The sequence below is a fragment of the Pseudoalteromonas sp. US3C1004 genome (assembly GCF_048401065.1).
Taxonomy (GTDB): domain Bacteria; phylum Pseudomonadota; class Gammaproteobacteria; order Enterobacterales; family Alteromonadaceae; genus Pseudoalteromonas; species Pseudoalteromonas undina.
Window position 1 is genome coordinate 1,378,495 of record NZ_CP183073.1, and the last position, 12,608, is coordinate 1,391,102.

The 12,608-nt window shown below is 39.9% G+C and carries 10 protein-coding genes and 1 tRNA gene; 8 read left to right on the top strand and 3 right to left on the bottom strand.

Annotated features, from left to right (window positions below):
* The first annotated feature begins 45 nt into the window (after positions 1-45).
* A complete protein-coding gene (gndA, locus tag ACNSN3_RS06335; RefSeq protein WP_418608808.1) occupies positions 46-1,419 on the top strand; it encodes an NADP-dependent phosphogluconate dehydrogenase in 1,374 nt (457 codons plus the stop codon).
* Between the two features lie 66 nt (positions 1,420-1,485).
* On the opposite strand, the gene ansA is transcribed toward gndA, so the two are convergent.
* Together ansA and sppA are read right to left on the bottom strand one after the other, a co-directional pair.
* Positions 1,486-2,496, bottom strand: a complete 1,011-nt coding sequence (ansA, locus tag ACNSN3_RS06340) for an asparaginase (protein WP_193048815.1) — start codon at positions 2,494-2,496, stop codon at positions 1,486-1,488.
* Between the two features lie 70 nt (positions 2,497-2,566).
* The gene (sppA, locus tag ACNSN3_RS06345) at positions 2,567-4,432 is read right to left on the bottom strand and encodes a signal peptide peptidase SppA (RefSeq protein ID WP_418608809.1); all 1,866 of its coding nucleotides are present in this window, start codon (positions 4,430-4,432) and stop codon (positions 2,567-2,569) included.
* A gap of 297 nt (positions 4,433-4,729) precedes the next feature.
* Between sppA and ACNSN3_RS06350 the strand changes: the two genes are divergently transcribed.
* The 7 genes from ACNSN3_RS06350 to ACNSN3_RS06380 all read left to right on the top strand — a co-directional run bounded on the left by ACNSN3_RS06350 (position 4,730) and on the right by ACNSN3_RS06380 (position 10,032).
* Entirely contained in the window at positions 4,730-6,691 is a 1,962-nt protein-coding gene (locus ACNSN3_RS06350) for an FAD-dependent oxidoreductase (protein ID WP_418608810.1), read from the top strand.
* Between the two features lie 89 nt (positions 6,692-6,780).
* Positions 6,781-7,470 (top strand): DoxX family protein, encoded by a 690-nt coding sequence (locus tag ACNSN3_RS06355; protein WP_418608811.1) that lies wholly within the window; start codon positions 6,781-6,783, stop codon positions 7,468-7,470.
* A 110-nt stretch (positions 7,471-7,580) separates the two neighbouring features.
* Positions 7,581-8,129 (top strand): NAD(P)H nitroreductase, encoded by a 549-nt coding sequence (locus ACNSN3_RS06360; protein WP_054200867.1) that lies wholly within the window; start codon positions 7,581-7,583, stop codon positions 8,127-8,129.
* Between the two features lie 203 nt (positions 8,130-8,332).
* Positions 8,333-8,710 (top strand): hypothetical protein, encoded by a 378-nt coding sequence (locus tag ACNSN3_RS06365; RefSeq protein ID WP_041709037.1) that lies wholly within the window; start codon positions 8,333-8,335, stop codon positions 8,708-8,710.
* 106 nt (positions 8,711-8,816) lie between these two features.
* Positions 8,817-8,907, top strand: a tRNA-Ser gene (locus ACNSN3_RS06370).
* 114 nt (positions 8,908-9,021) lie between these two features.
* Positions 9,022-9,345 (top strand): hypothetical protein, encoded by a 324-nt coding sequence (locus ACNSN3_RS06375; RefSeq protein ID WP_010389909.1) that lies wholly within the window; start codon positions 9,022-9,024, stop codon positions 9,343-9,345.
* A 69-nt stretch (positions 9,346-9,414) separates the two neighbouring features.
* Positions 9,415-10,032, top strand: a complete 618-nt coding sequence (locus tag ACNSN3_RS06380) for an FKBP-type peptidyl-prolyl cis-trans isomerase (RefSeq protein WP_008112467.1) — start codon at positions 9,415-9,417, stop codon at positions 10,030-10,032.
* Positions 10,033-10,121: 89 nt separating this feature from the next.
* Here the strand turns inward: ACNSN3_RS06380 and ACNSN3_RS06385 are convergent, their stop codons facing one another.
* Positions 10,122-12,521 (bottom strand): TonB-dependent receptor, encoded by a 2,400-nt coding sequence (locus tag ACNSN3_RS06385; protein ID WP_418608812.1) that lies wholly within the window; start codon positions 12,519-12,521, stop codon positions 10,122-10,124.
* Between the last annotated feature and the right edge of the window lie 87 nt (positions 12,522-12,608).

Below are 12,608 nucleotides of genomic sequence, written 5' to 3' on the forward strand. Positions count from 1 at the left end.
ATTTTAATTTACTAACCAAATAGTTGTTACCGAGGAGGGCACTAAATGCAAGTTGCATTAGTAGGGTTAGGCGTTATGGGGAAAAATCTTGCCCTGAACTTGATTGAAAAAGGGATAACGCTGGTCGCTTATGACAAAAACCCAAATGCGGGTGAAGAGTTATTAAGCTGTGCTAAGTCACAAGGCATGGCTGACAAACTTCACATTGTCTCTGATCTAGGGGATATGGTTAGGCGTTTAGAAACACCGCGTTCTATTTTATTACTTGTACCTGCGGGTGAGTTGGTTGATGCGGTTTGCAATGAGCTGATTGAAGCGGGTGTTCAATGTAGTGATATTATTGTTGACTGCGGTAACAGTAATTACAAAGACGGAATTAATCGCAAGCTAAAATACCAAGACAAGTTTGAGTTTGCCACCATGGGTATTTCAGGTGGTGCTGAGGGTGCGCGTCATGGGCCAGCTATGATGGCAAGTGGTTCTGAAGGTGGCTGGGAGCGTGTCGAGCCATGGTTTACAAAAGTTGCTGCAAGCTACAAAGGCGAGTCGTGTTTTGCTCGCGTTGGTCAATCAGCCAGCGGTCATTTTGTAAAAATGGTTCACAATGGAATTGAATACGCACTGATGCAACTTATTGCTGAAGTGTATCAGTTACTTCGTCATGGAACTAAGCGCTCGGCAAAAGAAATTGCTGAGATATTTAATGAATGGTCACAAGGCCAGTTAAATAGCTATTTATTGTCAATTTCTAGCCATATTTTGTCACTTGAAAATTCGCAAAATGTGCCCCTTGTTGACTTAATTGATAACAAAGTTGGCGCAAAAGGTACTGGTTTATGGACAGCTCAAAATGCACTTGAATTGGGTATTGCGGTACCGTCATTAGTAGCCGCTGTTCAAGCACGCCATTTAACTAATGCATGCAATACCACTGCTGCACAAGAGATGACGTATAGCGCGCAAAATACCACGCAAGTTGATATTGATTTAGATGAGTTGAAAGATGCATTTACTCTTGCAAGTTTACTAGCGTATCGTCAAGGACTTGCATTAATTAAAGGTGCTTCACGTACCCATCAGTGGAAAGTTGATTTAGCCAAAACACTACAAACCTGGCGTGCAGGGTGTATTATTCGTGCAGATTACTTAGACAGTGTAGCGCAAGGTGTTGAGTTTATTGATACTCTTGAAAAAGAGTCACTCGCAATGCGTAAAGTAACGGGCCAAGCGGTCATGACGGGTCTGGCATTCCCTGTGCTAAGTGCAACACAAACCTACTTAGCAACGTTAACAACACCAAGTAATGGGCATTTAGTACAAGCCCAGCGTGATTACTTTGGTGAGCATGGCATTAAGACCCACAGTGGTGAAACGTGTCATTTAACTGACTTAGTTGATATTGACGCAAAAGTTCGTTAATAAAATCTAAGTAAATAAAAAGGACGCTAAATAGCGTCCTTTTTTGTTATTCGTTTAGCTGAACACCTAACGAGTTAACTCACCCCGCAAATTATCTTGCATTAAATGGCGAATCGTTTCGACCTCTAAGTTTTGACTAAAAAGATAATGCAGTTTAGTTAAACAGGCTTCTAAGGTCATATCAAAACCACTGATCACGCCTATATTGAGTAGCGCATTTCCTGTGGCATACCCGCCCATATTCACTTGCCCTTTTAGGCATTGAGTGAGGTTTGTGATAATAACGCCGCGCTTACTCGCTTCATCTAGTATATCCAAAAACTCAGGGTCTTGCGGTGCATTACCCACACCAAAGCTCAGCAGTACCAATGCTTTAATGTTGCCATTAACTAAGCTTTTAACCACTTCTTTGCTGATCCCAGGGTATAAATACAATACACCAACGGCTTGAGGAGTGATCTGCGCAACTTGTAATTCATTTTCTACATACGGACTTAACTGACCTTTGATCAGTTGAATATTAATGCCAGACAGCGCTAATGGCTCTAGGTTAGGGGAGGCGAATGCATCAAATCCATCGGCATGTGCTTTGGTTGCTCGGTTGCCTCTAAATAATTGATTATTAAAAAACAAACTGACTTCTGCTATCGGGTAGTTAGCTGCTAAATACATGGCATTAAGTAGGTTAACTTGACCATCAGAGCGCAATTGAGAGAGCGGAATTTGTGAGCCGGTAACGATAATAGGCTTTGTTAAGTTTTCAAACATAAACGATAAAGCCGATGCCGTATAGGCCATGGTATCTGTACCATGCAGCACTACAAAGCCGTCGTAATCTTGGTACTTACTTTTTATGTCATCAGCAATAAGTTGCCAGTGAGCAGGAGACATATCTGAAGAGTCAATCAGTGGGCAGTATTCATGAATATCGAATAATGGCATTTCTTCACGATTAAATTCTGCGTTATTAACCACAGTTTCGGTTAAAAAACCTTCGGCAGGAATATAGCCGCGGATTGATTTTTTCATTCCTATAGTACCGCCAGTATAAGCGATGTAAATGCGTTTACGTTTCATAAAAAAAGCCCAGTAAAAAAACTGGGCTTAGTATAACGCTAAGTGCTAATCAATACAGCCTGTTAGGGCATTATTGTGCAACTGTACATTCTAAACAGCGCGCGTAAACACCTTGTGGATCGTTATAATCTTTCAGGTTTTCTACTTCGCTGCTTAATTGCTTAATCACGCTTTGCAGGTTAGCTTGACTAGCTAGTACTGCTGATTTTTGTGTTTCAAGTCCAAGCACTGATTTAACCGCGGCGCTACCAAAAATATCTTGGAGCATTTGTTCTTGAGGGCTAAGTGATTGTTTAATTGTTTTAACTTCATAGAAGTTAAGTTTAGCAAGCTCTGCAGCCGCTTTGATAGCGCCTTGCTTGTTACCCAGCTTGTCAACTAAACCAAGCTCTTGAGCTTGCGATGCAATCCAAACGCGGCCTTGGGCAATTTTATCAACTTGCTCAGGGGTCATATTACGTGCATCGGCAACGACATTTAAAAAACGTTCATAAGCTTCTTCAACACTCATTTGAATCACTTGTGCCATTTTTTCATTTAGTGGACGAGTTATTGAAAAACCGGCCATTTCTGTAGTCGCTACACCATCAGAGTAAACACCGATTTTAGCTAAGGTATCTTCAAAGGTCATAAAGGTACCAAATACACCGATTGAGCCGGTAATCGTACTAGGTGCTGCCCAAATCTCATTTGCCGCTGATGCAATCCAATAACCACCTGATGCAGCTACTGAGCTCATTGAAGCAATGACTGGTTTACCTGCGGCCTTAAGCGCCAATACTTCAGCACGAATAACTTCAGAGGCAAACATGCTGCCACCGCCAGAATCAATACGTAACACGACTGCTTTTACTTTATCGTCAAGGCGTGCCTTGCGTAATAGTGCAGCTGTTGAATCACCGCCAATCTCACCGGCACGACGCTCACCGTCTACGATGGTACCTTTAGCTACAACCACAGCGACTTTTTCTGTCATTGGGTTATCAAACTCAATTGGCGGCTTAACTAAGCTTAAGTATTCACCAAAAGACACTTGTTTAAATGTTTTACCATCTTCCTCAGCGCCAACTAGATCAATTAATTGTTGACGAATTTGTTGATTAGTTTTGAGAGAATCAACCCATTTATTATCCAGCGCGTATTTACCCGCATCACCATTGGCAGCCTGCATTTTAGCTAAATAAGTATCCATTGTTTCATCAAAATTTGATTCGTCAAATGGACGCACCGCACTTACATCTTGCTTATATTCGTTCCATAAAGCACCTAACCATACGCGGTTTGCTTCTTTAGCTGCTTCTGACATATCGTTTCTGATAAATGGTTCAACGGCAGATTTGAAGGTACCTACACGAAATATATGCTGAGTGACTTCTAATTTTTCTAATGCATCTTTGAAGTAAAGCGGGTACATACCGTAGCCTTCAATAAGCACACTACCATAAGGGTGCATCGCAATTTCGTCTGCATGCGCGGCAATGTAATATTGCGCTTGGGTATAGTAATAGCCTGAGGCAATTACTTTTTTTCCAGTTGCTTTAAATGTATCAAGTGCTTTTGTAATTTGCTTAAGCTTATTTAAGTGCGCTTTTGGCATTTCTTGTAAATCAAGCAAAATTGCGCTGATACGAGAGTCTTGTGACGCCTCATTGATTACTTCAATGACATCATCAAGCAGTATTTCAGTAGGCGTATCAGCGCTTGCTGTTGCATCATTAATGGCCGCTTCTATAGGGTCTACGTAGGTTTTTTCTTCCACAATAGGACCGTTTAGGTTGAGCCTGAGGACAGAACCCTCTTCGACAATGATTTTATCGCCGTCACTTGATACTGAGACAATGAAAATGATAACCAAAAATAAAAATAATAAATTTAGTACTAAACGACGCGAGAAGTTAATCCCTGTCCATATACCTTTAAATACCTTCGCTATCAAAATAGCTCCTTAAATTCGTACAGCTAAAACGTTATTGCCATAGTAGCTTAGAATATAAATTAATTTAACTGCTAAATCGTAACGAAACATTTATAAATTCAATTACACTTATGATTATACGAATGTTTATGTCACTTTTAGCCGTATTTTACAATTAACAGTTATACATAAAACAAGATTATTTAGGGTGTTTTAAATTAAAAAGTTTAAGTTTAAGCTGCTCGTATATTGCTTATTCTGCGTCATTAACGCAAAATTGAACAAACACACAGGTTAGACCAGTTATTGGGGCACAGGATGTTAGAACAAAAACTAGAACTAAAACACACACAACTACGCAACCGTTTAGTAATGGGATCAATGCATACCGGCCTTGAAGAAGGTTGGCACAATCGCAAACGCCTTCGTGCCTTTTATGAAGCACGTGCCAAAGGTGGCACTGCGATGCTTATTACCGGAGGCTACAGCCCTAACTTACGCGGTAAGTTAACGCCTATTTCTTCATCATTTAATAGTTATTACGATGTATTTAAGCATCGTGCATATACGCAAGCTGTTCATCAACATGGTGGTAAAATATGTTTGCAATTATTACATGCTGGGCGTTATGCGTATCACCCTTTTAATCAGGCACCAAGTGCTATAAAAGCTCCGATTAATCCATATAAACCAAAGGAAATGTCTTTAAGTTCAATTAAGAAAACGATTAAAGATTTTGCTCACTCGGCTTATTTGGCTGAAAAGGCTGGTTACGATGGCGTGGAAGTAATGGGCTCAGAAGGTTATTTGATTAATGAGTTTATGGCACCGCATACTAATAAACGAAACGACGAATTTGGCGGCAGCCTTGAAAACAGAATGCGTTTAGCCGTTGAAATTGTAAAAGCAGTAAGAGCAAAAGTATCGGATAAATTTTTAATTATTTTTAGACTCTCCGTTATAGATTTAATCCCTAATGGTTCAACCCCTGATGAAGTAACTCAACAAGCGGTTGCACTTGAAAAAGCGGGTGTTGATATTTTTAATACCGGAATTGGTTGGCATGAAGCGCGCGTACCTACAATTGCGAGTATGGTGCCACCGGGTGCATTTAAAGAAGCGTCAAAGCGTTTAAAAGATGTTATTAGCGTGCCTGTTATTGCGGTAAACCGCATTAATACCCCAGAGATTGCTAATGATATTTTAAATGCTGGCGAAGCTGATTTAATTTCTATGGCGCGTCCATTATTAGCTGATCCTGAATTTTTTAATAAATACGCGGCTAAGCAATCTGAGCATATTAATATTTGTATTGGTTGTAATCAGGGTTGTTTAGATCATGTATTTAAAGGTAAGCGCGCTACCTGTTTAGTAAATCCACAAGCAGGTTTTGAGCTTGATTACCCGTTAGAAAAAGCAGAGAAAGCTAAAAATGTATTAGTGGTTGGCGCAGGGCCTGCAGGTTTATCGTCTAGCTGTTACTTAGCGCAAAAAGGGCACAATGTAACCCTGATTGACCAAAAGCAACATATGGGTGGGCAATTCAATTTAGCTATGCAAATACCTGGTAAAGAAGACTTCAATCATACATTAGCTTATTTTAGTAATGAACTTAAGCGTCTAAATGTAACCATTGAATTAGGTAAAGCATTTAGTGACAGTATGCTAGCTGAGTTTGATGATGTGGTATTTGCAACTGGTGTAAGACCACGTGAAGCTACGATTAAATGCAGCGATGATAAGCGTGTATTTGCTTACGATGAAGTTATACGCGGTGAAGTAGAGCTGGGTAATTCTATTGCTATATTAGGCGCAGGCGGTATTGGTTTTGATATGGTGGCATTTTTAAGTGAACACAAATCACAAAGCATCAGCGACTTTAAAACCCAATGGGGCATAGAATGTGAACCTCAGCCGCATAAAGATGAACGTCAACTCTATATGCTAAAACGCAGTGCAGGGCGCTTTGGTGGTGACTTAGGTAAAACTACTGGTTGGATCCATCGTCAAGTTGCCAAACAACATGGTGTTAAACAAATTGCAGACTGCCAATACCATAGTTTTGATAAAAACGGCCTAACCATTAGTGTTGCTGGTGAAGCTCAAGTACTGCCAGTTGATACGGTTATTGCCTGTATTGGTCAAGTGTCTAACGACGAGTTATTTAAGGCACAAGCAGAGGACACCAAAGTACATGTTATTGGTGGCGCTAAACTCGCTGCTGCTATTGATGCTAAACGCGCAATATTTGAAGCGTTACAAGTAGCAAGGCAAATTTAATCTTTAAGGGCGAAATAATTTAGCTCTGTGCGCGGTCATGTTTGTTTATAGTCTATAACTTAATAAACAATGAACATACAAGAGTGCGCATGATTAAATTAATTACGCTTTATGACAATATTATAGGTAAATTATCTTTATTGGATGGTTTGCCTGCTTTGCTTTTTCGCTTGATTTTAGCGCCTGTAATGATTATTGCAGGCTATAACAAACTCGCAATAAGTGGCGATACTAATGGTTTTTTTAACCAGTTTTTAGCCTCTGATGATGTCGTTCAGTGGTTTGGCAATAGTGACTGGGGGTTAGGATTACCGTTTCCTGATTTGCTGGCTTTTTTAGCCGGTTGGAGTGAGTTTTTAGGAGGTTGGTTTTTACTTATTGGTTTATTTACGCGCTTAGTGAGTATTCCACTTATGTTTACAATGGTGGTAGCAGCAACAACAGTACACTGGCATAACGGCTGGTTTGCTATAGCGCCAACAAAACCACAAACAAGTGCCGCCCAAGTACTTGATTGGCTATCAGTCCCTGGTGCCAAAGAAAGCCTTGAAAATTCAAAAGAAGTACAAGTCCGAATAGGTAAAATTCGCAGCTTAGTTGAAGAATATGGCTTTGAAGATTACCTATACGAAAAAGGTAAGCCATCAATACTAAATAACGGCATCGAATTTTCTGCTATTTATTTTGCCATGTTACTTAGCTTATTCTTTACGGGAGGTGGGCGTTTTGTAAGCCTAGATTATTGGTTTAAACGCGGTGTCTACATCAATAGTTACTAGGATATAAACACTCGCTTCATTAATTTTATCTGCTTGGTAGTTTTAACCCTGCAGTGTTTATTTTTTACTTATAAATGTTACTCTTACGTTTTGAATTTTGAGAGCACACTATGGATGCTATTGAGCTTTTACTCACTCGCCAATCTGATGCAAAATTGACAGCGCCAGGGCCTAATGAAGAGCAGTTAAACATTATTCAGCAGGCTGGGTTGAGAGTGCCCGATCATGGCTGTATTGCACCGTGGCAATATATTATTGTTCAAGGTGATGCGCGTCATAAGTTAGGTGAAATTTATTATCAAAGCGCTATAGCAGAGCAGCAGGCTGAAAAAGTAATTAATCGCGCTAAGGAGTTACCGCTTAGAGCACCTATGATTATTATTGCGATTGCAAAATATCAACCACACCCAAAAGTTCCTAGAATTGAACAAGTACAAAGCGCAGGTTGTGGCGTATTGGCAATGCAACAAGCCGCATTCGCTCAGGGGTTAGGCGGTATTTGGCGTACGGGTTACTTTGCACAAAGCCCCAGTGTTAAACAGGCGCTTAACTTAAATGATGATGATGAAATAGTCGGTTATTTATATTTAGGGACGCCGGCAATTGAATGCAAAAAGTCACCAAGGCACAAACCAGAAAATTATTTTAGTTTTTTGTAGAAATAGTATGAACTTTTTATATTCAATATAGTCATAATTCATTAAGTTAATCGTGTTACACTACTGCGGTTAATATTGTAGCTGCGAGAAGCGCACGGAAGCACTAAACGTAATAAATCTTCTTCAGTTTGTTTTTTAATCGGTTGTTTTTTGGTAATGTATGGAAAGTCTTACCAATAATAACGATAAAGAAGACGAAAATGATGGGAAATTTATTTTTACGTGAAAAAGAAAACTGGTTTGCTTGGTCAATCTGGGGTGTAGTTGGCGCGCTTGCGACATTTTATGTTGCAATGAGCACTCAAGCTGAGCATTTTATTGCTGCTTCAGCAATAGGGGTGTTGGTATTGCTAACTTGGTGGATGCAACAATCGAAACGGTTTGATTTTGGCAGAGCTTTTAAAATATGTTGTTATGTTTTACTGTTCACTGTACTGCCTTCATTTGTATTGGTTGTGATCCCGAGCGATGACCTTAATCGCTTCGATTTAATATTTCAAAGTATTGCATTTTTAACAGCCAGCTTATTGGTCTGTTTAGTGTGCTCTTGGATTGCTCGTAGGCCTAAGCAATATTACTAATAATGGCTAATTGATAACTAAATCGGTTTATATTTAACTATTTAGCCGGTTTTATTAAAATAGGGCTTTACAAGCTAAGCGTATGATCTTATTATGCGCGCCGTACGGAGAGATGGCAGAGTGGTCGAATGCACCGGTCTTGAAAACCGGCAGGGGTTTATAGCCCCTCTAGGGTTCAAATCCCTATCTCTCCACCATTATTTAAAAAACCGCCTTATTGGCGGTTTTTTGCTATCTGGAGCTTTATAATGTCACAGTCCCCGGAATTATCCTTTTCTAAACGTTTACTTAAGCACATTCTTCTATGGACTGTGTTTGGTTATTGTTACCAAAGCGCCATATCGTTATTACAAAAAATGGCTATTGATGCATATCCAGACGACGCACTAATAATGACCTTATTATATGGCATCGGGTTTAATATTTTATCGGGGCATTTAATTACAAAATACGATAATTATTGGCCTGTATGGGGCGCGTTTTATATTGGCATTATCGGTTTAGTAGCTGTGCCTCTTTTACTGGTCGGTGTGGCTGGATTATTGTCGATGAGCTTACTTGTTGGAATTTTGCTCAGTTTGCCTGTGTGTACCTTTGCTATTGGTTTAATTAAAGAAAAACTCAATAAAAACTAGCACCAAAGACCTTTTATTTTGTGATAGCATATACGGGTCTTTTAACTAACAAAACGTGAATAACACATTATGTCAGATAATTTTACTACAGATGCTGAAAAAGCAAGTTACGGTATTGGCTTACAAATGGGTGAGCAACTTAAGGCTAATCCTTTTGAAGGTTTAAACTTAAATTCAGTATTTGAAGGCATGAAAGATGCGTATGCAGGCAGTGCTTTTCAAGTTGAGATCCCTGAGATCCAAGCTGCATTTGAAAAAATTAACGAAGAGATCCAAGCTCGTCGTGAAGAAGAAGCTAAAGTACTCGCTGCTGAAGGCATTGCATTTTTAGAAGAAAACGCAAAACGTCCTGAAATTACAGTAACTGAGTCAGGTCTTCAGTACGAAGTACTTGCAACAGGTGAAGGCGAGAAGCCAACTGCTGAGTCTACAGTACGTGTTGATTACCACGGTACTTTAGTAAACGGTACTGTTTTTGACAGCTCATACGAGCGCGGTCAACCTGCTGAATTCCCAGTGGGCGGCGTGATCAAAGGTTGGACTGAAGCATTACAAATGATGCCAGTAGGTACTAAGTGGCGCTTATACGTTCCTCATGAGCTTGCTTATGGTGAACGTGGTGCCGGTGCAGCAATCGCACCTTACTCAACACTTGTATTCGACGTTGAGTTACACGCAATTCTTTAATTAGAACGTACATAACATTTTAGTTATGAAAAAACCGCATTCATTAATATGAATGCGGTTTTTTATTGTCTCATTAAACTGATCTTTGTTTAAAAGTAGCCTCTTACTCCAAATTGGAAGTTACGACCAGGAAGTGGCGCGGTGTCTTTAATAAACGAGCTGTGTACAAAACCAAGTTCATCAGTAATGTTATCAACACTTAGGTAAAGCTGTGTGTCAACGGCACCTAAATCAAGCTGATAATTGGCTTGTAAATCAATCAATGTATAGCCATCTGTTGCTGTTTCGTATGCACTAATATCATTTTGCTCAAAATAATGTGTTCCTGTTAAGGTAAATTGTGCGCTACCTAGGGTGTATTGCAGTTCTGAACCCAATTTATTAGCAGGAATGCGTGGTAAATTTCCTTCATTATCTTTTAGTTTGGCGCGAGTAGAATCACCAAATACTTTTACCATGGCGCTGGGGTTTATTTGATAATGTACATCAAATTCAAAACCATACAGCTCAGCATCTTTACTTGTGAACTGATAAACATCAATTGCGTCACTGTGACCATTGGCTGCAGGTTCAAAACCATCCATTTCATCAAACACTAATCCTGTGTTTTGCTGATAATAAAAGTTTTTAATGTCGTTATAGAAAAAGTTGACAGTGTAACCAAAGTCTCCACTAAAGCGACGTAAACTAATATCTAGATTAGTTGATGTTTCTTGTTTAATTTCTTCAGGCTCAAAATGCGCTTCGTTACCTTCAATATGGTAACCCAAACCAAGTTCATAAGTCCCGGTAGCAATATGCACACCATTAGAGAGTAGCTCCGCTGAAAGTGGTGCACGTTCTGAATGTGACAAACTAACGGCTAGGTTGTGACTTGGCATATACTCCCAAATCGCACCTGCTGAGGCACTTAGATTAGTAAAGCTTTGGGTGTAGTTAACAGTTTCATCTGCTGATACAGGTTCGTCATCATGGCTGTGCTGATGCGTATCTACATCACTTTTTATCTCATAATCTTCTAAACGGGCGCCAAGTTCTACGGTGACGTCACCAAATGTGCGTTCTTCAAGTAAATATAGCGCATGAGTGGTAGTGATACTTGCAGGTGTAAAGGCTTCTTCGCCAATCGCGTCATAATCAGACTCACTATAGTGATAGCCAATCATGCCATGCCATTGGCCTAATTGGTGCTCTACGTTGAAACGTGCTTCAGTGGTTTCATTACTAAAAGTGGTGCCAATAGCGCCGTCTTCAATTTCACTATGGGTATAGTCTGTGTAACCAACACGTAGGTTAATAGACTCAATCCAGTTATCATGAAAAGCATAACTTACCAGCCCCTGCCAACGGTCTTGTTCTAAATGAGCATAAACGGGTGTTTCTGCATGTTCTTCACCTTCGTGTTCTTCATGCTCGCCTGCTTCTTCATGTGCATGAACGTGTTCATGATGAGCATGTGAATGGCCTGGAATACCATAGTCTGTTTCGATGTTACCGTATGAAAATCCAACGGTTAAATGCTCACCCACATAGCTAGTACCAAAATTAACTGTTTCACTGTCTATAAAGGTATTTTCAACTGAAGTAGCTGTTTCTTCATCGCCTTCAACATGTACTTCACCTTCTTCATGTTCATCCGGTAAATTAAAACGAGGTGTTTGGTAATCATCACCGCTGCGTTTAGTACCATCAAAATGGAAATTAAAGTTATCGCTGCCAGTTTCTAGTTTTGCTGCGAATGTATTCGCATTTGAAACTGTATCGTGCGTGTATTGTGCTGCCCCAGATAAAGAGTCAATGTTATTGGTTGGAATACGGTTATCAACCACATTCACTACACCGCCAATAGCACCAGAGCCATAAAGTAGGGTGCTTGGGCCACGTAACACTTCAATTTGCTCTGCCGCTAGGCTGTCACTTGATGTAGCGTGATCAGGTCCAATGCGAGACGCATCGCTGCTATCCAAACCATTTTGAGTAATTTTAACTCGAGGACCACCTAGGCCGCGGATAATCGGACTTGATGAAACAGGGCCAAAATAACTAGCATTAACGCCAGGTATGCCTTTAAGTGTCTCACCTAGCGTCGGCTTAGCTTTATTTTTTAGCTCATCGCCTGATAGCACACTTACTGGTGAAATCATTTCTAAGCTATTTTTATGCAGGGCTGAGGCATATACAACAACAGTTTCAACCGAAGTTGGCTTTAAAGTAACATTAATAGTGTTGCCTGTATTTTCAAGCGATATACGAGAATCTAGGTAGTTATCTTTACTGATATGTAATTGACTTTTAGCATCTATGTCGATACTAAACTGACCTTGTGCATTACTTTGCACGCTTTTTGACTTACCATGAACATGAATCGTGGCATTGGCAATGGGTTGCTTTTTTGTATCTGTTACCGTGCCGTTAATCGTCGCTGCAAGTGCAGAGTGAGAACACAAAACAGACAGTAGTGCTGAGGATATGAGTGTTAGCTTAGTCATAGTTACTTCAATTCGTGGTTGTTATGTTGTGATATAATATAACACTACAAAATTATGCTATCAACAATGTTATACTATAACTTTAAA

Excerpts from the sequence above, each read along its gene's own strand:
- ACNSN3_RS06380 (WP_008112467.1), top strand. The coding sequence starts at position 9,415 with ATGTCAGATAATTTTACTACAGATGCTGAAAAAGCAAGTTACGGTATT.
- ACNSN3_RS06385 (WP_418608812.1), bottom strand. The coding sequence starts at position 12,521 with ATGACTAAGCTAACACTCATATCCTCAGCACTACTGTCTGTTTTGTGT.
- gndA (WP_418608808.1), top strand. The coding sequence starts at position 46 with ATGCAAGTTGCATTAGTAGGGTTAGGCGTTATGGGGAAAAATCTTGCC.
- ACNSN3_RS06360 (WP_054200867.1), top strand. The coding sequence starts at position 7,581 with ATGGATGCTATTGAGCTTTTACTCACTCGCCAATCTGATGCAAAATTG.
- ACNSN3_RS06365 (WP_041709037.1), top strand. The coding sequence starts at position 8,333 with ATGGGAAATTTATTTTTACGTGAAAAAGAAAACTGGTTTGCTTGGTCA.
- ACNSN3_RS06355 (WP_418608811.1), top strand. The coding sequence starts at position 6,781 with ATGATTAAATTAATTACGCTTTATGACAATATTATAGGTAAATTATCT.
- ACNSN3_RS06350 (WP_418608810.1), top strand. The coding sequence starts at position 4,730 with ATGTTAGAACAAAAACTAGAACTAAAACACACACAACTACGCAACCGT.
- ansA (WP_193048815.1), bottom strand. The coding sequence starts at position 2,496 with ATGAAACGTAAACGCATTTACATCGCTTATACTGGCGGTACTATAGGA.